General features: G+C 74.7%; 20 protein-coding genes and 1 riboswitch. Of the genes, 10 read left to right on the forward strand and 10 right to left on the reverse strand.

Features of this window, described 5'->3' with window-relative positions; translation table 11 throughout:
* Nucleotide 1: 1 nt before the first annotated feature.
* The gene (locus ABZ873_RS23815) at nucleotides 2-847 is read right to left on the reverse strand and encodes a bifunctional 5,10-methylenetetrahydrofolate dehydrogenase/5,10-methenyltetrahydrofolate cyclohydrolase (protein WP_360875530.1); all 846 of its coding nucleotides are present in this window, start codon (nucleotides 845-847) and stop codon (nucleotides 2-4) included.
* Between the two features lie 72 nt (nucleotides 848-919).
* Nucleotides 920-1,022: riboswitch (ZMP/ZTP riboswitch) on the reverse strand.
* A 56-nt stretch (nucleotides 1,023-1,078) separates the two neighbouring features.
* Here ABZ873_RS23815 and ABZ873_RS23820 point away from each other — a divergent pair.
* Together ABZ873_RS23820 and ABZ873_RS23825 are read left to right on the forward strand one after the other, a co-directional pair.
* Nucleotides 1,079-1,840 carry a methyltransferase domain-containing protein gene (locus ABZ873_RS23820; protein WP_360875495.1) on the forward strand — a complete coding sequence of 254 codons (762 nt, stop codon included), beginning with the start codon at nucleotides 1,079-1,081 and terminating at the stop codon, nucleotides 1,838-1,840.
* A gap of 237 nt (nucleotides 1,841-2,077) precedes the next feature.
* Complete coding sequence (locus ABZ873_RS23825) at nucleotides 2,078-3,676, forward strand: RNA polymerase sigma factor (RefSeq protein WP_360875497.1); 1,599 nt, start codon at nucleotides 2,078-2,080, stop codon at nucleotides 3,674-3,676.
* 73 nt (nucleotides 3,677-3,749) lie between these two features.
* On the opposite strand, the gene ABZ873_RS23830 is transcribed toward ABZ873_RS23825, so the two are convergent.
* The 3 genes from ABZ873_RS23830 to ABZ873_RS23840 all read right to left on the reverse strand — a co-directional run bounded on the left by ABZ873_RS23830 (nucleotide 3,750) and on the right by ABZ873_RS23840 (nucleotide 7,838).
* Nucleotides 3,750-5,126, reverse strand: a complete 1,377-nt coding sequence (locus ABZ873_RS23830; RefSeq protein ID WP_360875499.1) for an amino acid permease — start codon at nucleotides 5,124-5,126, stop codon at nucleotides 3,750-3,752.
* Nucleotides 5,127-5,201: 75 nt separating this feature from the next.
* Nucleotides 5,202-7,319: a phage holin family protein gene (locus ABZ873_RS23835; protein WP_360875501.1), complete on the reverse strand. Its 2,118-nt coding sequence runs from the start codon at nucleotides 7,317-7,319 to the stop codon at nucleotides 5,202-5,204.
* A 114-nt stretch (nucleotides 7,320-7,433) separates the two neighbouring features.
* Complete coding sequence (locus ABZ873_RS23840) at nucleotides 7,434-7,838, reverse strand: hypothetical protein (protein WP_360875503.1); 405 nt, start codon at nucleotides 7,836-7,838, stop codon at nucleotides 7,434-7,436.
* Between the two features lie 145 nt (nucleotides 7,839-7,983).
* Here ABZ873_RS23840 and ABZ873_RS23845 point away from each other — a divergent pair, with 145 nt between their 5' ends.
* The 3 genes from ABZ873_RS23845 (at nucleotide 7,984) to ABZ873_RS23855 (ending at nucleotide 10,034) form a co-directional block, all read left to right on the forward strand.
* Nucleotides 7,984-8,754: an MBL fold metallo-hydrolase gene (locus ABZ873_RS23845; RefSeq protein WP_360875505.1), complete on the forward strand. Its 771-nt coding sequence runs from the start codon at nucleotides 7,984-7,986 to the stop codon at nucleotides 8,752-8,754.
* Between the two features lie 44 nt (nucleotides 8,755-8,798).
* A complete protein-coding gene (locus ABZ873_RS23850; protein ID WP_360875532.1) occupies nucleotides 8,799-9,449 on the forward strand; it encodes a VTT domain-containing protein in 651 nt (216 codons plus the stop codon).
* Between the two features lie 126 nt (nucleotides 9,450-9,575).
* Entirely contained in the window at nucleotides 9,576-10,034 is a 459-nt protein-coding gene (locus tag ABZ873_RS23855) for a MarR family winged helix-turn-helix transcriptional regulator (protein ID WP_360875507.1), read from the forward strand.
* On the opposite strand, the gene ABZ873_RS23860 is transcribed toward ABZ873_RS23855, so the two are convergent.
* On the reverse strand, nucleotides 10,031-11,101 hold the full coding sequence (locus tag ABZ873_RS23860; RefSeq protein WP_360875509.1) for an MBL fold metallo-hydrolase: 1,071 nt from the start codon (nucleotides 11,099-11,101) through the stop codon (nucleotides 10,031-10,033). The two genes, ABZ873_RS23855 and ABZ873_RS23860, sit on opposite strands and share 4 nt — an antisense overlap.
* Nucleotides 11,102-11,154: 53 nt before the next feature.
* Nucleotides 11,155-12,372, reverse strand: a complete 1,218-nt coding sequence (locus ABZ873_RS23865) for an aminotransferase class I/II-fold pyridoxal phosphate-dependent enzyme (RefSeq protein WP_360875511.1) — start codon at nucleotides 12,370-12,372, stop codon at nucleotides 11,155-11,157.
* Between the two features lie 232 nt (nucleotides 12,373-12,604).
* On the opposite strand from ABZ873_RS23865, the gene ABZ873_RS23870 reads away from it, so the two are divergent.
* Nucleotides 12,605-13,426: a methyltransferase domain-containing protein gene (locus ABZ873_RS23870; RefSeq protein ID WP_360875513.1), complete on the forward strand. Its 822-nt coding sequence runs from the start codon at nucleotides 12,605-12,607 to the stop codon at nucleotides 13,424-13,426.
* Between the two features lie 25 nt (nucleotides 13,427-13,451).
* Here the strand turns inward: ABZ873_RS23870 and ABZ873_RS23875 are convergent, their stop codons facing one another.
* The 4 genes from ABZ873_RS23875 to ABZ873_RS23890 form a co-directional block, all read right to left on the reverse strand.
* Entirely contained in the window at nucleotides 13,452-15,422 is a 1,971-nt protein-coding gene (locus tag ABZ873_RS23875) for a DUF5107 domain-containing protein (RefSeq protein WP_360875515.1), read from the reverse strand.
* Nucleotides 15,423-15,486: 64 nt separating this feature from the next.
* Complete coding sequence (locus tag ABZ873_RS23880; RefSeq protein ID WP_360875517.1) at nucleotides 15,487-16,386, reverse strand: arginase family protein; 900 nt, start codon at nucleotides 16,384-16,386, stop codon at nucleotides 15,487-15,489.
* Nucleotides 16,387-16,390: 4 nt separating this feature from the next.
* The gene (locus tag ABZ873_RS23885) at nucleotides 16,391-17,056 is read right to left on the reverse strand and encodes a GNAT family protein (RefSeq protein ID WP_360875519.1); all 666 of its coding nucleotides are present in this window, start codon (nucleotides 17,054-17,056) and stop codon (nucleotides 16,391-16,393) included.
* Between the two features lie 77 nt (nucleotides 17,057-17,133).
* Entirely contained in the window at nucleotides 17,134-18,234 is a 1,101-nt protein-coding gene (locus ABZ873_RS23890) for a LuxR family transcriptional regulator (protein ID WP_360875521.1), read from the reverse strand.
* A gap of 145 nt (nucleotides 18,235-18,379) precedes the next feature.
* Between ABZ873_RS23890 and ABZ873_RS23895 the strand changes: the two genes are divergently transcribed.
* The 4 genes from ABZ873_RS23895 to ABZ873_RS23910 all read left to right on the forward strand — a co-directional run bounded on the left by ABZ873_RS23895 (nucleotide 18,380) and on the right by ABZ873_RS23910 (nucleotide 20,238).
* Complete coding sequence (locus ABZ873_RS23895) at nucleotides 18,380-18,565, forward strand: hypothetical protein (protein ID WP_360875522.1); 186 nt, start codon at nucleotides 18,380-18,382, stop codon at nucleotides 18,563-18,565.
* A gap of 55 nt (nucleotides 18,566-18,620) precedes the next feature.
* The gene (locus tag ABZ873_RS23900) at nucleotides 18,621-18,818 is read left to right on the forward strand and encodes a hypothetical protein (RefSeq protein WP_360875524.1); all 198 of its coding nucleotides are present in this window, start codon (nucleotides 18,621-18,623) and stop codon (nucleotides 18,816-18,818) included.
* Between the two features lie 252 nt (nucleotides 18,819-19,070).
* Nucleotides 19,071-19,595 carry a stress protein gene (locus ABZ873_RS23905; protein ID WP_360875526.1) on the forward strand — a complete coding sequence of 175 codons (525 nt, stop codon included), beginning with the start codon at nucleotides 19,071-19,073 and terminating at the stop codon, nucleotides 19,593-19,595.
* Between the two features lie 82 nt (nucleotides 19,596-19,677).
* A complete protein-coding gene (locus ABZ873_RS23910; RefSeq protein WP_360875528.1) occupies nucleotides 19,678-20,238 on the forward strand; it encodes a stress protein in 561 nt (186 codons plus the stop codon).
* Nucleotides 20,239-20,313 lie beyond the last annotated feature (75 nt).

The following is a 20,313-nucleotide window of genomic DNA, read 5'->3' on the forward strand; positions in this document are numbered from 1 at the left end:
ATCAGAGCTCCGCGAGGTCCAGTCCGGCCTGCGTGGCGGCCGCCCGCACGGTCTGCTCCAGCAGGACGGCGATGGTCATCGGGCCGACGCCGCCCGGGACGGGCGTGATCAGCGAGGCGCGGGCCGCCGCCGACTCGAAGTGCACGTCGCCGACGTTGCCCTCGTTGTAGCCGGCGTCCAGGACCACCGCGCCCGGCTTGATGTCCTCGCCGCGGATGAACTCGGCCTTGCCGACGGCGGCGACCAGCACGTCCGCCTGGCGCACGATCGCGGGGAGGTCCTGGGTGCGGGAGTGGCAGTAGGTGACGGTGGCGTTCTGCTCCAGCAGCAGCATCCCGGCCGGCTTGCCGAGGATGGCGCTGCGGCCGACGACCACGGCGTGCTTGCCGGTGAGGTCCACCTCGTACTCGGCGAGGAGGCGCATGATGCCGCCGGGGGTGCAGGAGACGAAGCCGGGCAGGCCGAAGCCCATGGCGGCGAAGGAGTGCATGGTGACCCCGTCGACGTCCTTGCCGGGGGCGATGGCCTCGAAGGCGGCCCGCTCGTCGATGTGGTGCGGGACCGGGTGCTGGAGCAGGATGCCGCTGATCTCCGGGTCCTCGGAGAGCGCCGTGATCGCGGCGACGAGCTCCTCGGTGGTGGTCGAGGCGGGCAGCTCCACGTGGCGGGAGGTGATACCGGCCTTCGCGCAGCGGTTCTGCTTCATGCGGACGTAGGTGACGGAGGCGGGGTCCTCGCCGACCAGCACGGTCGCGAGGCAGGGCGCGGTACCGGTGCGCTCGGTGATCGCCGCCGCGAGGGCGGCGGTGCGCTCCGAGACGCGGCGGGCGAGGGCGGTGCCGTCCATCAGGCGGGCGGTGCCGGCGGCGGGGGCAGTCTGGGCAGTCGTCACGGGGTCTCCTGAACGTCGCTGCGGATCGCGGTTCGCCCAGGCGCGCGGCAGTCGGCGTACGGAGGAGCATGCGGTACGCCGGGCCGCTCCCCGGTGGTGATCCACCCGAACGCCAGTCACGGCCCGGCTCCACTGTAGACGACTTATCCGGTGGTCCACCGATGTCCCACCTGCGACGATCAATGCATGACGCGTACTTTCGACCATCTTGTCGCCGAGGCGGAATCCGTGTCCGTGGACGGCTGGGACTTCTCCTGGCTCGACGGCCGCGCGACCGAGCAGCGGCCCTCCTGGGGCTACCAGCGGCTGCTCGGGGAGCATCTGGCGCGGGTCCGCTCCGCCCTGGACATCCAGACCGGCGGCGGGGAGGTCCTGGCCGGCTCCGGGCCGCTGCCGGCGCTGACCGTGGCCACCGAGTCCTGGCCGCCGAACATCCAGCGGGCGACGCGGCTGCTGCACCCGCTGGGCGCGGTGGTGGTCGCGGACGCGGACGAGCCGCCGCTGCCCTTCGGGGACGACGCCTTCGAGCTGGTGGCCAGCCGGCACCCGGTGACCATCTGGTGGGAGGAGATCGCGCGGGTGCTGGCGCCGGGCGGGACCTATCTCTCGCAGCAGGTCGGCCCGGCGAGCGTCTTCGAACTCGTCGAATACTTTCTCGGGCCCCAGCCGGAGGAGGTGCGGCGCAGCCGGCACCCCGACGACGCGGTGGCGGACGCCACCGCGGCCGGTCTGGAGGTGACCGATCTGCGCTCCGAGCGGCTGCGGACGGAGTTCCACGACATCGGTGCCGTGATCTACTTCCTGCGGAAGGTGATCTGGATGGTGCCCGGCTTCACGGTCGGCCAGTACCGGGACCGCCTGCGCGAGCTGCACGAACGGATCGAGCGGGAGGGTCCGTTCGTCGCGCACACCGCCCGTTTCCTGATCCAGGCCCGCAAGGCGGGCTGACAGCGGGGCGGTACGGAGCGTGCACGGAGGGTGGACGGATCCGCGCCGGATCGGGTTGCCCCGTCGCGGCGTGGCGCAGGTCACTCAATTCAGCGCGTAACGAATCGACTCGGGCATGCGATGAACCGACAGGTGTCCTCGCGCGGCCCGGAATACAGACCCCCTGTCGGTCTGTTTCCCGAGTTCGCGCGATGATGTCCCGCCCATCCTTAATCTGTTCGCAACGAGAGGCTCCTTGTGTCGCTCAGCCCGTCCCGTACGTTCCCTCCGGAGATCGCCGAATCCGAGGCCCTGGTCGCGCTCGTCGAGCGCGGCCGCGAGCAGGGTCACATCAACGGTGACGACGTGCGCCAGGCTTTCGAGGCCGGCCGCATCCCGGTGGACCAGTGGAAGCGGGTCCTGCGCAGTCTGAACCAGGTCCTCGACGAGGAGGGTGTCGCCCTTCACGTCAGCGCGGCCCCCGCCACCAAGGCCGCCGCGAAGAAGCCCCGCAAGGCTGCCGCCGCTCCGGCCCGCACCGTGACCAAGAAGGCCACCGCCGCGCCGCGCCCCATCGGCGCGCGCAAGACCGCGGCGACCGCCGCTCCCGCCACCGCCGTCGGCTCCACGGCCGCGGCGATATCCGCACCGTCGGCCGCCGCCGCGGGTGAGGTGCCGGCCGAGGCCGCCGCCGAGCCCAAGAAGCGCACGGTCAAGAAGACCGCCGCGAAGAAGACCGCGGTGAAGAAGACCGCCGCGGCGAAGAAGACCAGCGCCAAGGACGCCGACGAGGGCGAGAACCCGGCCGTCGAGGGCGAGGACTGGGCCGCGGAGGACCTGGTCGACGAGGTCGAGGAGGAGGCGGCCCCCAAGGCCGGCGCCCAGGGCTTCGTACTGTCCGACGAGGACGAGGACGACGCCCCGGCGCAGACGGTCATGGTGGCCGGTGCCACCGCCGACCCGGTCAAGGACTACCTCAAGCTGATCGGCAAGGTGCCGCTCCTCAACGCCGAGCAGGAGGTGGAGCTGGCCAAGCGCATCGAGGCCGGTCTCTTCTCCGAGTACAAGCTCGAAGAGGAGGAGGACCACAAGCCCGCCTTCAAGCGCGAGCTGGAGATCCTGGTCGAGGACGGCCGCCGGGCCAAGAACCACCTGCTGGAGGCCAACCTCCGCCTCGTGGTCTCCCTGGCCAAGCGGTACACGGGCCGCGGCATGCTGTTCCTGGACCTGATCCAGGAGGGCAACGTCGGTCTGATCCGCGCGGTGGAGAAGTTCGACTACACCAAGGGCTTCAAGTTCTCCACGTACGCGACCTGGTGGATCCGGCAGGCGATCACGCGTGCCATGGCCGACCAGTCGCGCACGATCCGTATCCCCGTCCACATGGTCGAGATCATCAACAAGCTCGCCCGTGTGCAGCGGCAGATGCTCCAGGACCTCGGCCGGGAGCCCACTCCGGAGGAGCTGGGCAAGGAACTGGACATGACCCCCGAGAAGGTCATCGAGGTCCAGAAGTACGGCCGTGAGCCGATCTCCCTGCACACCCCGCTGGGTGAGGAGGGCGACAGCGAGTTCGGTGACCTCATCGAGGACTCCGAGGCGGTCGTCCCGGCGGACGCGGTCTCCTTCACCTTCCTCCAGGAGCAGCTGCAGTCCATCCTGGGCACGCTCTCGGAGCGCGAGGCGGGCGTGGTCTCCATGCGCTACGGCCTCAACGACGGCCAGCCGAAGACGCTGGACGAGATCGGCCGCGTCTACGGGGTGACCCGCGAGCGCATCCGCCAGATCGAGTCCAAGACCATGTCGAAGCTCCGCCACCCGTCCCGCTCCCAGGTCCTGCGCGACTACCTGGACTGATCCACCCGCAACACCGGAACGCCCCCGCCCCGCATTCCGCGGACCGGGGGCGTTCTGCGTGGGCCTGGGTGGCTCAGGTGGTCGTGCGGCGGGTGGTGCGGGCCGACATGGCCGCGTAGACGGCCACGCCTGCGAAGAGGAAGAGGACGCCCTGGTAGACGGCGGCGTAGCCGGAGCCCGCGACCAGCCACATGGAGAAGGCGAAGGCGAGGGTGGCCAGGGCGCCGTCGCGGGCCAGGCGGCCGCGGTGGACGCGGTCGGCGCGGCCCGAGAGCAGGAAGTAGATCTGGGCGGCGGTGGAGAGCAGGTAGGGGACGGTCGCCGTGAAGGTGGTGACCAGGACCAGCATCTCGAAGACGCCGCCGGAGCCGGCCGTGTAGTTGTAGACGGTCAGCGCGGAGGCCAGGCCGGTGGTGACGAGGACGCCGACCACCGGGACACCGCGCCGCTTCTTCTCGAAGGCGCGCGGGAAGAGCCCGTCCTTCGCGGCGGCGTACGGGGTCTGGGCGCTGAGCAGGGTCCAGCCGTTGAGGGCGCCCGCCATCGAGATCACGGCGGCGCAGGCGACGACGGTGCCGCCCCAGGTGCCGCCGAACATGGCGTTCACGGCGTCGGTGAAGGGGGCCTCGGAGGCGATCAGCTTCTCGTGGGCGACCAGGCCGAAGACGGAGAGCGTGCCCAGCAGGTAGACGACGGCCGCGCCGGCGGTGCCGAGGATGGTGGCCCGGCCGACGTTGCGGGCCGGGTCGCGGACCTCTCCGGCGCTGACGGCGGCCGATTCCACGCCGAGGTAGCTGAACAGCAGGATGGCGGCGGAGGCGGAGAGGGCCCCGGCCGGGCTCTGGTCGGTGGCCTGGAAGGGCCCGAGGTTGGCCGGGTCGAAGAAGAACAGGCCGCCGACGGCCACGAGCAGCAGCGGGGCGAACTTCAGGACGGTGGCGACGAGCTGCACCGTGCCCACCCAGCGGGTCCCGGCCAGGTTGGCCAGCGCCGGGAGCCACTGCATGGCCAGCGCCGCCAGGCACATGGACCACTTGTGCGCGCCGATGGCCGGGAAGAGGACGGTGAGGTAGCCGACGGAGGCGACGGCCAGGGCCGCGTTCGACACCCAGGAGGTGATCCAGTAGCTCCAGGCGGCGAGGAAGCCGGCGAAGTCGCCGAAGGCGGCGCGGGCGTAGACGTACGGACCGCCGGTCTGCGGGTGGCGCCGGGCCAGGCGGCCGAAGACCAGCGCGAGCGCGACGGCGCCGAGGGTGAGCACGGCGAAGGCCACCAGGCTGATGGTCCCGAACGGGGCCACCGAGGCCGGGAGCAGGAAGATCCCGCCGCCGATGATGTTGCCCATGACCAGGCAGGTCGCGATGGGGAGCCCGAAGCGCCGGGCGTGCGGGTCGCGGCCCTGTCCGGGGGGTGCGGTGGCCTCGGTGGGCAGGGCTGCGGTGCTGGTCATCGGTGGTGCGCCTCGGGATGTCTCACATGGTGGGCAGGTCAACACATGGTTGACCACCGCCCGTGCGCCGCCAAATCAACGGATGTCGTCCCGTGCGGCCACCCTTCCGGAAGGAAACCTTCCGCTCTCCTCGCCCCCCGGCGGAGGATCCTCCTCCGCTCCCTGCCCGGCCGTGAGCGGCACCTGCGGCCCGTGGGACTCGCGCAGCCAGCGCCGCAGCACCCGGTGCACCTCCTCCGCCCCCACCGGCTCCTCCCCCGGATCCGAAAGCTCCGCCGGCCACATCAGGAACGGCCGCCCCTGCTCCCCGCCCAGCCCGCCGTGCGAGCCGATCTGCTCCTCGAAGGCGTGCACCGTGCCCGTCGCCGGGTCGTACGCGGAGTTCACCATGATGTCGGCCACGTGCGGGAAGGCGTCCGTGCGCCGGACGGCATCGGCCGCGCCCGGCCCGAAGGCGGCCAGCAGTTCCTCCGCCTCCCCCGGCACATCGAGCCGGGCCACCGCCCCGCCCGGCCCCAGCACCTCCCCGTCCACCAGCAGGAAGCCCACGCCCGGATGGTTGGCGAGGGTCGCCAACAGGGCGGGATGCCGGCGCTCCACGTCGGCGCGGGAGGCCCGTCCGGGCAGGTCCGGGAAGGAGATCAGGGCCAGATTGCCCGAGGCCAGCACCACCGGATCCGGCCCCGGTCCCGGGCGGGCCTCCGCCCCCTCCTCCACGGGCCGGTGCAGGGCCGCGAGCACGGCCGCGCGCGCCTCGGCCCCGCTGTGGGTGCGGCCGGCCCGGCGGGACACCGGCAGCCCGCAGCCCGCCCGTACCAGGTCCTTGAGCGTCAGCCCGTACCGGCCGAGGAAGGTCTCCCCCGGGCTCTGGCCGTGGTCCGACAGCAGCACGATCCGGTACGGCCGCGGCGCATGCTCGGCCACGCGCGCGATCAGCGCGAGGCTGCGGTCCAGCCGCTCCAGCACCTGGTCGGTGTCCCGGCCGAGCGGGCCCGAGTGGTGGGCGACCTCGTCGTAGGCGACGAGGTCCGCGTAGACCGCGGCGCGCCCGGCCAGCATGTCCCCGATCACCGCCGCCACGACCACGTCCCGTTCGACCACGGTCGCGAAGGCCCGGATCAGCGGGTAGGGCGCCCCGCGCGAGACCCGGGGCCGGTCCCCGCGCAGCCGGGCGCGCACGGACTGGCGGATCTCGCGGACCACGTCCGCGGCGAAGGACAGGGCCGTACGGACGGCGTTGGCCGGGTCGGAGAAGTACGCGAAGTAGCCCGCGCGGGACCGGTTCGCGCGGCCGCGCCGCGCCGAGACCGAGAGCACGAGGGCCAGTTGATCGGCCCCGCCGCTGAACAGGTTGCCGCGGCTGGCCCCGTCGAGCGTGAGCAGGCCGCCGTCCCCGGTCCGGGCCACGGCCCGCCGTTGCAGCTCGGCCGCGCTGGTGGGCCGGTTGCAGACCATCACCTCGCCGGTGTCCTTCTCGTACCAGCGGAAGGCCGGCACGTCGAAGGTGGAGCCGTGCAGGATGCCGAGCTGGCTGGCGCCCGTCTGGCTGGACCAGTCGGTGCGCCAGGGCATCACGCGGTGGCCGTGCTCCAGCCAGCCCGCGACGGTGGGCATCAGGGCGCTGTTGCAGGCGTGGCGCAGCACCTCGTAGCCGACTCCGTCGAGCTGGAGGAAGACCAGCCCGGGGGCGCGCGGCCCGCCGCGCTCCGGCCCCCGGCGGCGGTCCTGCCGACGGCGGCGCCGGTCGGCGAGGCGGTAGAGGCGGCGGCGGTACGCCTCGTCGTCGCGCACCGCGAGGGCGGTGGAGGTCGCCGAGGCCACCGCGGACATCACGGCGGCGACGACCACCGCGGTCTCGGGGGCGGCCGCTCCGCCGCCGTCGGGGACGAGCCGGAGCGCGATCAGCAGCAGCGAGCCGTTGAGGAAGAAGACGAGCAGCCCGAGCACGAGGGCGGGCACCAGCAGCAGGGCCCGCACCACCACCGGCCAGACCAGCGCGCTCAGCAGACCGAAGGCCCCGGCGCCCCAGGCGGCGGTCAGTGCGGTCCGGGTGACGCTCTCGCCGTCCCCGGAGCGGAGGCGGAAGTCCGGCAGGATCCCGGCCAGGGCGAGCAGGGTCAGGGTGGACACCGCCCACACCAGGATCACGCGCAGCAGGGCGTTGCCCGTGGTCCGCAACCGTCCTCGCCGCACCCCGCCACCTCCCGCGAGCCCGTCCGGCCTCCAGGCTCGCACAACCGGGCCGGTGGGGGCGGGTCCACCCGGGTAGCCCGGGGGGCACCGGGGCCGCTCAGGGCGGTCCCGCCGTCAGGTGCCGTCGTAGCCGGCGGTCGGCATCGACAGCCGCCGGTGCACCTCGGCCTTCATCGCGGAGGTGTACCGCGGCTCGTCCTCCCCGGCGGTCTCCAGCCGTACGCCGCGCCGCGCGCACTCCGCGGCGAACTCCTCCACGCAGCTCAGCGCACGGGACAGCACCCGGCGGTTGGCGGCGACGAACAGGTCGACCCGCCCGGCGTCGATCTCGTACCAGAAACCGCAGTGGTCCGGGCGCATCCCGTAGACCAGCAGCTGCTGGGTGACCACGTAGCCCCGGTCGGCGGCCCAGCGCGCGCACAGGGCCTGCTGGCCGCGGGTGTCCACGGCGAAGGGGTCGGTGTCCAGGTCTTCGAGCGGGGCCAGGCTGGCGATCGCGGCCACGCGCAACTCTTCCATGCCGCCGGACCCTACTCCGATCCGCCGCCCGAGAGGAGGGGTGGGGCGTTCCGATTCCGGGCCGGGCGGCGGGTCCCGGCATGATGGGTGGGGCAGGAGAACCCCCGAGACGCGTGGGAGCGTGAGGGAGGGAGGGCCGGGACCGGTGGAGATCACCTGGTGGGGCCATGCGACGTGCACCGTCGAGGATTCCGGGGTGCGGCTGCTGACGGATCCGCTGTTCGCGCGGCGCCTCGCGCATCTGCGGCGGCGGCGCGGGGCGCTGCCGCCGCCCGAGGCGGCCGAGGCCGATGTGGTGCTGGTGTCGCATCTGCACGCCGACCATCTGCACCTGCCGTCGCTGGGCCGGCTGGCCCCCGGCACCCGGCTGCTGGTGCCGCGCGGGGCGCGCCGGGCGGTGCCCGGGCTGGCGCGGGTCGCGGGGCTGCGCGGGCTGGCGGTGACGGAGGTGGCGCCGGGCGCGGAGGTCCCCGTACGGGACGGGGTGCGGGTCCGGGCGGTACGCGCCCGGCACGACGGGCGGCGGCTGCCGTTCGGGCCGCAGCGGGCGCCGGCCCTCGGGTACGTGGTGGAGGGCGCGGCCCGGACCTACTTCGCCGGGGACACCGGCCTGTTCGACACGATGGCCGAGGAGGTCGGGCCGGTGGACGTGGCGCTGCTGCCGGTGGGCGGCTGGGGCCCCTACCTGGGCCCGGGGCATCTCGACGCGGGCCGGGCGGCGCGGGCACTGGCCGCGCTGGCCCCGGCGGCGGCGGTCCCGGTGCACTACGGCACGTACTGGCCGGTGGGCATGGACGCGGTGCGGCCGCACGAATTCCACGCGCCCGGCGCCGAGTTCGAGCGGCACGCGCGGCGGCTGGCGCCGAAGGTGGCCGTCCGGGTACCCGGGCACGGCGAACGGGTGCGGCTGCCGTGACGCCGTCCGGGCTCGCGGCGGCGGCCACGGCGGGCGCGGTCTCCCTGGCGGCCGCGGGGGCGGGTGCCGGGGCGGGCACCGGCCAGGTGCCGCCGGAGAGCACCCAGCAAGCCCTGGGGTACCCGCTGCTGTTCCTGCTGGTGGCGCTGGGCGCGCTGGTGCCGGTCATCCCCACCGGGGCGCTGGTCAGTTCGGCGGCGGTGGTCGCCTTCCACCACCAGTCGCCGCCCTTCGGGGTGCTGCTGGTCACCGGCGTGTCGGCCCTGGCGGCGTTCACCGGGGACCTGGCCCTGTACTGGCTCGGACAGCGCGGGGTGCGCTCGCGCAACGGCTCGCGCCGGCTGGAGGCGCTGCGCGCGCGGGCCGCGCCCGAGCGGCTGGAGCAGGCGCGGCGGGGCCTCGACGAGCACGGGGTGCTGATCCTGGTGCTGTCGCGGCTGCTCCCGGCGGGCCGGATCCCGGTGATGCTGGCCTGCCTGCTGGCGCGGATGCCGCTGCGCCGCTTCGCGCGCGGGGACGCCCCGGCGTGCGTGGCCTGGGCGGCGACCTACGGGCTGATCGGCATCCTGGGCGGCTCCCTCTTCCCGGAGCCGTGGAAGGGCGTGGCGCTGGCGGTCGGCCTGACCCTGCTGATCAGCTCGGCCCCGGCGCTGTGGCGGCGGCTGCGGCGCGGCGGCACCGGGCGGGCCGCGTGAGTGGCCCCGGATGAGCGCCCCGCGCGAGTGGGCCGCCAACGGGCTGGACATCAAGTGCGGTTGAGCTCCTAGGTTCGTGTCCATCGGGGGGAGAGCCCGAGACCGAGCGAACGGAGCGGATCCACCATGGAGTACACGCACAGCGACGCCGAACTGGTCCGGCAGCCCATCGGCTACTGGAGCTGGGCCGCCTACGACGCGGTCATCACCCGGACCCGGGCCGCGCTCGCCGGGATCGGCACCACCCAGCCCCAGTGGTGGATCCTGGCCCAGGTGGCCGGGGCGGAGCGGCCGAAGTCCCGCGAGGAGGTCACCGCGGTCCTGCGCGGCTACCTCGCCGTGGGCGATCCGGCCCTGGGCGAGGAGATCGACACGACCGTGGCCCGGGGCTGGATCACCGAGGACGCGGAGGGCCGCCTCGGGCTCACCCCGGAGGGCCGGGACTTCTTCGAGCGGGCGGCGGCCCTGCAGCGGGAGCTGTGGGACGAGCGGCACGCGGGCATCCCGGACGAGGAGTACCTGACCACCCTCAAGGTGCTCCAGCGCTTCATCCACAACACGGGCGGCCACGCCTGGCACCACTAGGCCGTCTCTTGCGGATCAGGGTCGGGCAGCGTGCGGGAGGCGCCGATCGGCAGGTCCCACAGGTCCTCGCGGGGCAGCCCGGCGCGGGCCCAGGCGGCCCGGGTGCGGTGCAGGGGCTCCATGACCGGTTCGGCGGAGAGCACGAAGGTGCCCCAGTGCATGGGGGCCATCCGGCGGGCGCCGAGGTCGAGGCAGGCGCGTACGGCCTCCTCCGGATCGGCGTGCACATCGCCCAGCCACCAGCGCGGGGCGTAGGCGCCGACGGGCAGCAGGGCCAGGTCGATCCCCGGATGGCGGCGGCCGATCTCCCCGAACCAGTGGCCGTAGCCGGTGTCCCCGGCGAAGTAGAGCGTGCGCGGGGCCGGGCTCAGGGTGTCGGTGAGGATCCAGCCGCCCCACAGCGAGCGGCAGGTGTCGCGGAGGGAGCGCTTCGACCAGTGGTGGGCGGGGACGAACTCGAAGCGCACGCCGTCCAGTTCGGCCGCCTCCCACCAGTCGAGCTCGGTGACCCGGCTGAACCCGCGGCGGCGGAACCAGCCCGCCAGGCCCGCCGGGACGAAGAGGGCGGTGTGCCGGGGCAGCCGCTTGAGGGTGGGCGCGTCGAGGTGGTCGTAGTGGTTGTGGCTGATCACCACGGCGTCCACCGGCGGCAGATCCTCCCAGCGGACCCCGACCGGGGTCATCCGGGCCGGGGTGCCGAGGATCCGCCGGGACCACACCGGGTCGGTCAGTACGGTCAGCCCGCCCGTGCGGAGCACCCAGCTGGCGTGCCCGGCCCAGGTGGCGCAGACCGTGCCCGGCGGCGCGGCGGGCAGCGGTCCGGGCGCGTAGGGCAGGTCGGGGATGCCGCGCAGTCCGGCGGGGCCGGGCCGGAAGGCGCCCTCGCGGGCGAGCCGGGCGAAGGCACGCAGGCCGGGCAGCGGGGTGGTCAGCCGGTCGGCGAAGGAGGCGGGCCAGCGGCGGTGCTCCCCGAGCGGCCGGACGGGGGCGGCGGCCGGCGGGTCCGGCTCCGGAGCGGCGGAGGCGGGGGCCGGGGCAGCGGCGGGGGTGTCCGTCCGGTCCCTCATCGAGAAGTCTCCGTTTCCGTTCACCGGGTCGAGTCGGGTCGGGTCGGGTCGGGTCAGGCCAGTCCGGCCAGGACCGATCCGAGGAGGTCCAGGGAGCGCCGTACGTGCGGCAGCGCGAGCGGGTCGGGGGCGGTGAGCGCGGTCAGCCGCTCCTCCGGGGTGGCGCCGAGCAGCGGGCCGGTGGACAGCCGGACGCGCAGCGCGCCCAGCTCGTCCGCGAACCGCTGGCCTCCGGGGGCCGGTGCTCCGAGCCGGCCGCCGAGCCAGTCCTCCAGTTCCATGGCGTCCCCGACGCCGTGCCGGGCGAGTCCGGCCCGCAGCGGGGTGAGGTCGGCGTAGAGGTGGCTTCCCGCCTGCGGGGGCCGGGCCAGGGCGCCCGCCGCGAGGAGTTCGCGGTGCACGGCGGCGGCCACCCGGCCGTGCAGGGCGGCGGCGCCCTCCGCGCGTACGGAGACCGCCTCGGGCTCGCCGAGGGCGTGCGCGGCCGCGGCGGCGACGGGTCCGGCGACCGTGGCGCCGGTGGCGGTGAGGACGTCGAGGGTACGGGCGCGCAGCCAGGCCCCGCGCGGGGTGCCGGGGAAGCGGACGACGGCGGCGGGCCAGCCGGCGGGCAGCAGCGCGCCCGCCAGGTCGACGAGGACGGCGGCCTGTTCGGGCAGCATCTCGGCGGGGCTCAGGACGAGCGTGTCGTGGGGCCGGTGCACGGTGTCGCGCCAGCTCTCGTCGCTGACGAGGAACAGCCCGGCGCTCTCGGCGGCCTCGCACGCCTCGCGCAGGGTCTCGGGCGGCGGCACGGTCGCGGTCGGGTCGTCGGCCACCGACAGCAGCAGCACCCGGGGGTCCCCGCCCTCGGCGCGCACCCGCCGGACGGTCTCCAGCAGGGCGTAGGGATCCGGTACGCCGCCGCACTCGGCCGGGGTCGGCACGTGGTAGGCCCGCCGCCCCAGCAGCCGGACCTGCGGGGTCCACCAGGCCGGGCAGGGCCGGGGCAGCAGCACGTCGCCCCCGTACGCCCCGAGCAGCGCCAGGAGCAGACCGGGGGCGCCGGGCCCGGCGGCCACGCGGTCCGGGGTGGTGGCGAGCCCGCGCCGGCCCCAGTAGCGGCAGGCGGCCTGGCGCAGCGCCTCGTCGCCGCCCGGGGGCTGGGGTGCGGGGTGGGCGGCGGCCTCGCCGAGGACGGCCACCAGCTCGGGGAGGACGGGCAGGCCGGGCTGGAGCGCGGGCGGGCCGTAGCGGACCGGGCCGCGGCCCTCCGCCACCGTGCGCTGCATCCCCGCCACCGGACTCCCGCCTTCCGTGCCTCTCGCACCTCTCGTGCCACCGCACTCCGCCGACGGTGACCTTTATACGATTATTTACCCCGGTATGCGCGCTGTCGGGGCCGATCGCCCGGCGGCGGCCCGGCCGCCTGCCCGGCTCGGTCCATATACTGAAACGCAGATCTCATATCGCGAACACGTCCCGTACGGTGGTGCCCACGCTTCGACGAGGAGGGGTACGGCCATGGACGCCGCCAGGGAAACCGCCGTCTACACGCACGGACACCATGAATCGGTCCTGCGCTCGCACCGCTGGCGCACCGCGGAGAACTCCGCCGCCTACCTCATCGGGGAACTGCGCCCCGGCATGACCGTGCTGGACGTCGGCTGCGGACCGGGCACGATCACCGCCGACCTGGCGGAACGGGTCGCCCCGGGCGGGCGGGTCACCGCCGTCGACGCCGCCGAGGACGTGCTCGCGGGTGCGGCGGCGTACGCGGAGGAACGCGGGCTGGGCGCCACCGTCACCTTCGCCGTGGCGGACGTGCACGCGCTGGACTTCCCCGACGACTCCTTCGACGTGATCCACGCCCACCAGGTGCTCCAGCACGTCGGGGACCCGGTGGCGGCCCTGCGCGAGATGCGGCGGGTGTGCCGGCCGGGCGGGATCGTGGCCGCCCGCGACGCGGACTACGCGGCGATGACCTGGTACCCGGCCACGCCCGGACTGGACGCGTGGCTGGAGCTGTACCGGCGGGTCGCCCGCGCCAACGGCGGCGAACCGGACGCGGGCCGCCGGCTGCGGGCCTGGGCCCTGCGGGCCGGCTTCACGGACGTGACCTCCTCGGCCACGGCCTGGTGCTTCACCGGCCCGGAGCAGACCGCGTGGTGGTCCGGCCTGTGGGCGGACCGTACGACCGCCTCCGCCTACGCCGCCCTCGCCGTCAGCGGGGGCCACGCGACGACCGAGGACCTGGAGGCGGCCGCGAACGCCTGGCGCACCTGGGCCGCCGCCCCGGACGCCTGGTTCTCGGTCCTGAACCCCGAAATCCTCTGCCGCGCCTGACGCCGGGGCCCCATCGGCGGGCCCGTCAGCCCTCCGGCCGCATGCGGAAGTCGTACCGGGGCGGCAGGGGGCGGTCCGTCAGGGCCGACCAGACCTCCGTCAGGGTTTCCTCGCCCTCCCGCAGGTCCGGGAGTTCCAGGCCGTCCTCGAACACCCGGCGGGCCGCCGCCACATGGCCCTCCGCCGCCAGCAGCCGGGCCCCGAGCAGCCGGAAGCGGCCCTGCTCGCGCTGGGCGGGCCGGAGCCGGTCCCAGACCGCGCGGGCCTGGGCCAGCCGGCCCGCGGTGAGCAGGGCCTCCAGCACCTCCCGCCCGAGGGCCGACTCCGCGGCCGCCCACGGCTCCCCCTCGTCCCGGCTCTCCGCGGCCAGGTCCTCGAAGGCCGCCGCATACCGGTCGGCCGCCCGCTCCGTGTCCCCGGCCAGGGTGTCCGCCACCGCCAGGCACCTCAGCAGCGGCCACCGGGAGGGCGCCAGGGCCAGCCCGCGCTCCCAGCTGCGTACCGCCTGGGCCACATCACCCGCGTGCCACTGGGCCACGCCGAGGTGGAACTCGGTCCGCGGGTCCGCCGGGGCCGTCTCCAGCATGTCCCGCCAGTGCGGGGCGACCAGGCTCGGACCCGGCGGTTCCGGCCGGGCCGGGGCGGGCAGGGCGCCGCTGCGCCACAGCTCCCGCCACGGCTCCTGCTCCGCGCCGAGCGTGGACTCCTCGAAGGGGGTACCGGGCAGCTCGTGGCCCCCGCACAGCACCTCCAGCGCGCCCCAGCCCGAGCCGGTGGCCAGCCGCTCCCCCGGTGCGGTGTCGGCCCGGCCGCGCCACGCCTTGTACGCCTCGTCCAGCCTCTCCCGCGGCAGCGCCGCGTCGAGCGCGGACCGCGCCGCGCTGCGGGCCTCGGCCCAGTCGGCGCCGTGCGTCCGGGCGGGGTCCGCCGCGAGCGGGCCGTACGCCTCCAGCCACGCGAACTCCCCGCCCGCGTCCAGCCGTACGTGCTCCAGCTGGGTCCGGGCCAGGCCCGCCTGGATCTCCGCGTACCCGCCGGTGCCCGGCTCGGTCAGCCACTCCTGCCAGCGGCGGCCCCCGGCCCCGGATCCCCAGGCGAACAGCTTGCGCCCGCGCAGGGCGTCCGTGGAGGTCTGCACGAGGCCGTGCCCCGAGGCGTCGAGCGAGGCGATCCAGGGCCGGGCCCCGTCCTGTACCTCGTAGAAGAAGTCGGCCGGGTGCTCGCCGCGCAGCGGGTACGTGCGGTCCGCGCCCTCCCATTCCGGTACGGGGACCCGCCGCAGGGAGCGCTCGTAGCCGAAGTGCCAGGCGGCTTCGGCGGGGGCGATGACCCGGGTGCCCGCGTCCTCCGGAACGGCGGTGTTCGACCACCAGTACACCGGCGCGGGCCGCTCGTGCGGATTGCGCACCCGGACCCCGACCAGCAGGAACTCCGAGTCCTCCGGGAGCCACAGGTCCACCTGGAAGGGCAGGTCCCGCAGCCGCTCCCACTCCCACAGCCGGACCATCACCCCGCCGTCCGGGGCCGGAACCAGCGCGGCGTGCAGGGGCGCGCAGGAGAGGGCCGTATGGCCGGTGGCTCCGGTGTTCCACTCGATGCCGCCGGAGAACCAGGCGCCGTTGAGCGCGAAGTTGGCGGGCTGGAACACCGGATTGCTGTACAGCAGTTCACGCCCGCTGGGCAGGTGCGTGAGCGAGTGGACGCGCCCGCCCAGCCCCGGGAGCACGGTGGCCCGCAGGTGCGCGTTCTCGATGACGATCGCCTCGAACTCCCGCTCCGCGCGCTCCCGCCCGTACCCGTCGCGGATCCGGACGGGCAGCAGCGAGCGCAGCGGCTCCCAGCCGATCTGGCGGGCCATGTCGCGGGGCAGTCCGGCGCGCGCCCGCTCGTCCAGGGCGTGCACGCCGTCGGGCGCGCGCAGGGCGGGCAGCGGGTTGTCGGAGCCCAAGAGGGCGGCGGGAAGGGTCAGTACGGCGCGGCGGACGGTGGTGGCCATGGGGAAATGGAACACGCCACGGCGGCCGGTGCACAGGGGTTCCGCCGAGGACCACCGGTCAGGATTACGCAAAGGCCCCCACGACCAGGTCCGCGAGCAGCGTGCCCGCACGCCCGTCCGGATCCAGGTCCGGGTCGTAGATGGTGACGTTGAGCCCGACGCAGCGCGGGGAGCCCACCAGGGTCGCGAGCAGGGCGGCGACCTCCTCCGGGCGCAGCCCGCCCGGGTCGGGGCTGTCCACGGCGGGCATCACCTCGGGATCGAGCACGTCCGCGTCCAGGTGCACCCAGAACCCTGCGGTGACGGGCGGGTGCAGCCCGTCCAGCGCGGTACGGGCCACGGCGGCGGCGCCCCGGCGGCGGATCTCGCCGACGGTCGCGGTGAAGATGCCGGTCTCGGCCAGTTCGGCCAGGTCGGGATCGCCGTCGCGCAGGCCGAAGAGGCGGATGTCCTCGTCCCGCAGGTAGGGGGCGAGGTCTTCCAGGTCGGTCAGGGACGCCTGGCCGCGGCCGGTGGCCAGGGCCAGTTCCTCGCCGCCCGCCGCACCGATGGGGCCGTTGGTACCGGTGTTGCCGGGGTGGCGGAAGTCGGCGGAGCCGTCGACGGCGGCGAGTCCGTAGCGGCCGATCCGGCGCATGGCGAGCGAGGCGCCGAGCTGGATGGAGCAGTCGCCGCCGAGGACCACGGGGAACTCCCCGGCCCGCAGATGCCCCTCGATCCGGTCGGCGAGGGCGACGGTGTACGCGGCGAGGGCGTCGGCGTTGAAGACGCCGTCCCCCTCCTCCCAGTCCCCGCGGTCGTAACGGGGCGGTACGACGACCCCGCCCTCGCGCGCTCCGAGCCGGCTCAGCAGATCCCGTTCGCGCAGGGCGCCCGCGAGCTTGTAGACGCCGGGGACGGTGCCGGGGGCGGGCGGCCGCAGTCCCAGGTTGGAGGGGGCATCGAGCAGTACGAGGGTGCGCATGCCCTCATCCTGGGCGATCCGGCCCCTCGGGCACAGCCCTTTCGCCGGGCGCGGCCGTCTCGGCGGGTACGGCCGTCCCGGCGCGCGCGGCCGTCTCGCCGGGCGCGGCCATCTCGCCGGGCGCGGCCATCTCGGCGGTCACCGCCCAGCGCTCGTGGTCCCGCCAGGCCCCGTCCACGTGGAGGAAGTCCGGGGAGAGCCCTTCCAGCCGGAAGCCGGCGCGGCGGACCAGGGCGCGGGAGGCGGTGTTGGCGGGCTGGATGTTGGCCTCCAGCCGGTGCAGGCCGAGGCCCGCGCCGGCGGGCGCGAAGGCGTGCGCGCGGACCAGGCCGAGCGCTTCGCCGAGCAGTCCGCGCCCGGCGGCGTGGGCGAAGGCCCCGTAGCCGAGGGCACCGCAGCGGAAGGCGCCGTGCACGATGTTGTTGACGTTGACGAAACCGGCCAGGGCCCCCGTGGCGAGCTCGCACACGAGGAACCCGGCGCGGCCCGCGTCCCCGGCCAGCCGGGCCGCGTAGGGCTCGTACTCCTCGATGGTGTCGGGCGGGAAGAGCCAGGGGCGGTGCAGCCAGCGGCTCTCGCGCACGCGTGCGGTGAACTCGGGTCCGTCGGCGGCCCGGAAGGGCCGCAGGCCGACGCGGGGGCCCTCGCGGAGGTAGGTCGGTGAGGTCATCGGGCCAGGTTAGGGGCTGTACGCCGGGGAAGGCGGAGCGCGGAGGCAGGCGGGGCGCGGGGTCCCCGGGAGCGCTCTCAGAGTCCCGCGGCATGGTGGGAGCCTTCGGGCGGGGCGGCGGAGGCCCTGAGGGCGAGCAGATAGCCGGCCTGGAAGCGGCTCTCGGCACCCAGTTCGTCCATCAGCTCGGCGATGTGCCGACGGCAGGTCCGCAGGGACATGCCGAGCCTGCGGGCGATCAGCTCGTCCTTGGCCCCGTCGGCGAGGCGGGCGGCGATGGTGCCCTGCAACTGGCTGGACGTGGCCGCCGTGTACGAGGCAGAGAAGGGCTCGGCGAGGCCCCAGGCGTTGGCGAAGACCGAGCAGAGGAAGGCGACGGCGGAGGGCTCGCGCAGCACCACCGCCGCCTCCGGGTTGTCCCAGACGGGCAGGAAGGCGGTGGCGCGGTCGAAGACCAGCATCTTCCCGAAGAGTTCGCCGAGGGTGCGCACCTCGCCCCCGGCGGCGCTGACGGCCAGGACGTACTCCTGGGTGCCGGGGCTGTAGCGGGCCGTGTGCTGGTAGAGGGTGTGCAGGCGCACCCCGCGGCCCAGCATCTCCAGGTCGCGCGGGAGGGCCCGTTCCAGGTAGCCGGGCGGGCGGCCGCCGCCGGGCTGCACGGTGAGGACCTCCTCCGTGCACCGGGCGGCGGTGTCGGAGATGAGGAGCATGACGCGGTCGCGGGACTCGACGACCTCCACCGCGCCGGAGTCGGCGCCGCGCCGCGCGGTCTCCTCGTACAGCGGGATCAGCGCGCCCAGCCGGGACCGGGTGCGCTCCAGGGTCTCCAGGCGGCGGCGCAGCCGGTTCTCCTCGGGGCCGACCAGCTCGGCGGCGGCGGTGTAGGGGCTGACGGCCCGCCACCGGTCGCGGGAGCCGTCGGGGTCGCGGGCCAGCAGCCGCTGGCCCAGCAGTTCCTCGGCGGCCCGTTCGGCCTGCTCGCGGCTGAGGCCGAGCGCGGCGGCCAGGTCGGCGGTCGGCGCGGGGCCGCCCTCCAGCAGCCGGGTCCAGAGCCGCACCGCGACGGGCCCGATGTCCGCCGTCCCCGCCGGATCCGGCTCCGGATCCGAGGGGGCCGACGGGGGCGGTAACGGGCCCGACACCCCCGCGTCCGACCGCATTCCTCCGGTTCTGTCCATTTTTTACGCCCCTCCCTTTCGTGCCACGCACGTTGCTGAGGCCCGCCGGCGCTGGACCCGGACTTCCCCGGCGGGGGATTCTTGAGTCACCGGAAAGAAACACCCGGCGGAATCAGACCGGAATTCACTTTCTCAGGAGTACAGCATGAAGTTCACTCGGTTCCTTTGTGCGGCGGCGCTGGCAGCGGGTATCGCGGGCGGTTTCACCGCCGGGGCGGCATCCGGCGTCGACTCCGGTACCGCTTCCGCACGGGCCACCTCCTCCTGCACCCACAAGCCGGGGGACACCGAGTGGACCAACCCCGCGACCCACTGCCCCCCGTCCGTCTAGAGCCGACCGGGCCCCCCGAGGTTCCGAATCGAGCGAAACTCGCCGGAAGTGCCCGATGCCGAAACCTTCCACCTCCACCGGGGGAGCCTGTCTTCCCTGGTGGCAGGCCCTCTCCCTGCTCTGCGCCGGAGGCTGCGCCCTCCTGCTGGTCCGGCGGATCACCGCCCCTCCCCCCTCCGGGGCGGCCCGCCGCGACCGCGGCCCTCACCCCCTCCGGAACGACGCGGCCACCCACCTCACCACCTCGTGGTGACGGGATCCGCCCCCGCGCCCCGATAAGCGGGGCCCCCTTTCCCGCGGCAGCGGTGCGGTTTCCCGCCGGATACGGCCGGACGAGTTCGGCCTAAAACAATCCCGCTACGGCGAAACCAGGAATTCCACCACGCTCCGCCGCGCCCTGCCCTGCTCTGCCGCACTCCGCGGCGCATTCACTCACCGCGCATTCACCTGCGGCGGCCTCCCTGGCTGCCGCACGCCCGAAAAATCGTCCCAAAGGAGCAGAACCATGCGTTTCCACCGCAAGCGTGCCGCGCTCATGCTCGTCAGCTCGGTCGCCGCCGCCGGCGTCCTCATCCCCTCGACGGCCGCCTTCGCCGCCGACGCCCCCGCCCAGCACCGCCCCGCCGCCGTCCAGGGCGCCGTCCCGGGTGAGACGGGCGCCCTCGCGGGCAAGGTGGACGTCGCCTCCGCCGTCCTCGACATCACCAAGAAGATCATGGACATCGTCACCGATGCCATCGAGCGCAAGCAGAACCGGTCCGGCTATGTGAAGTCCCTGATGGAGGGCGCCTTCTACCAGACCGGCCAGCGCTACAACGTGATGGTCATCAACAACTCCAACAAGTACACCCCCAAGCTGCGCGGCGTCGTCTACGACGCCAAGGTCAGCGGCATCCACGGCACCTACCGGGTCCTCGTCTTCGAGTCGGGCGAGTTCACCAACCACGGCGACGGCGGCTGGATCAACTGGGCGTTCCGCGGCTGGTTCGACCGCGACGGCGGCCACGTGAAGTTCCGCCGCTCCTGGTGAACCGGCGGCCGGGCCCGCACCGGCCCGGCTCACGCCCCGGCTCCCCCTCGTCCCGCCCGTCCCCTCCGAACAGGACCTCACCATGCGTCGCAGCACCTCCCTCGCCACGATCGCCCTGACCGCCCTCACCCTCACCGGCGCCGCCGCCCTCCCGGCCCAGGCCGCCGAACGGCCCAGCGCCCCCGCGGCCTCCGCCCCCGCCACCTCCGGCGTCGCCGCGGACGCGGCGGAGGCCGCCCCGCAGGCGGCGCCCCAGGCCGGGGCCGAGGCCGCGTCCGGCAAGAGCGTCACCGTCACCGTCTCCATGGACCACCTGGGCCGCGGCAAGGCCGTGGCCGACGCCCTGCGCGGCATCAAGACCGACAACCGCGGGGGCTTCGTCCAGGAAGCGGTGGACAAGGCGTTCAAGGCCGCGGGCAGCCGGCACAACGTCATGCTGTTCAACCTGAGCCACAACTACAACGACAAGTTCCGCGGCACCAAGGTCTACGCGAACGTCCAGTGGGGCAACATCCACTACGGCCTGTGGATCTTCGAGTCCGGCGAGTTCACCAACCAGGGCGACGGCGGCTGGATCAACTGGGGCTTCGTCGGCTGGTACGAGCGCAACGGCGGCCACGTGAAGTTCAACCGCTCCTGGTAGGCGGACCCCACCAGGCCCACCGGCGGCCCCCTTCCCTCCCCCGCGCGGGGACGGCGGAGGGGGCCGCCGGGCGCG

Origin of the sequence: Streptomyces sp. NPDC047014 (assembly GCF_040644195.1) — a bacterium.
In the GTDB taxonomy this organism is placed as follows: domain Bacteria; phylum Actinomycetota; class Actinomycetes; order Streptomycetales; family Streptomycetaceae; genus Streptomyces.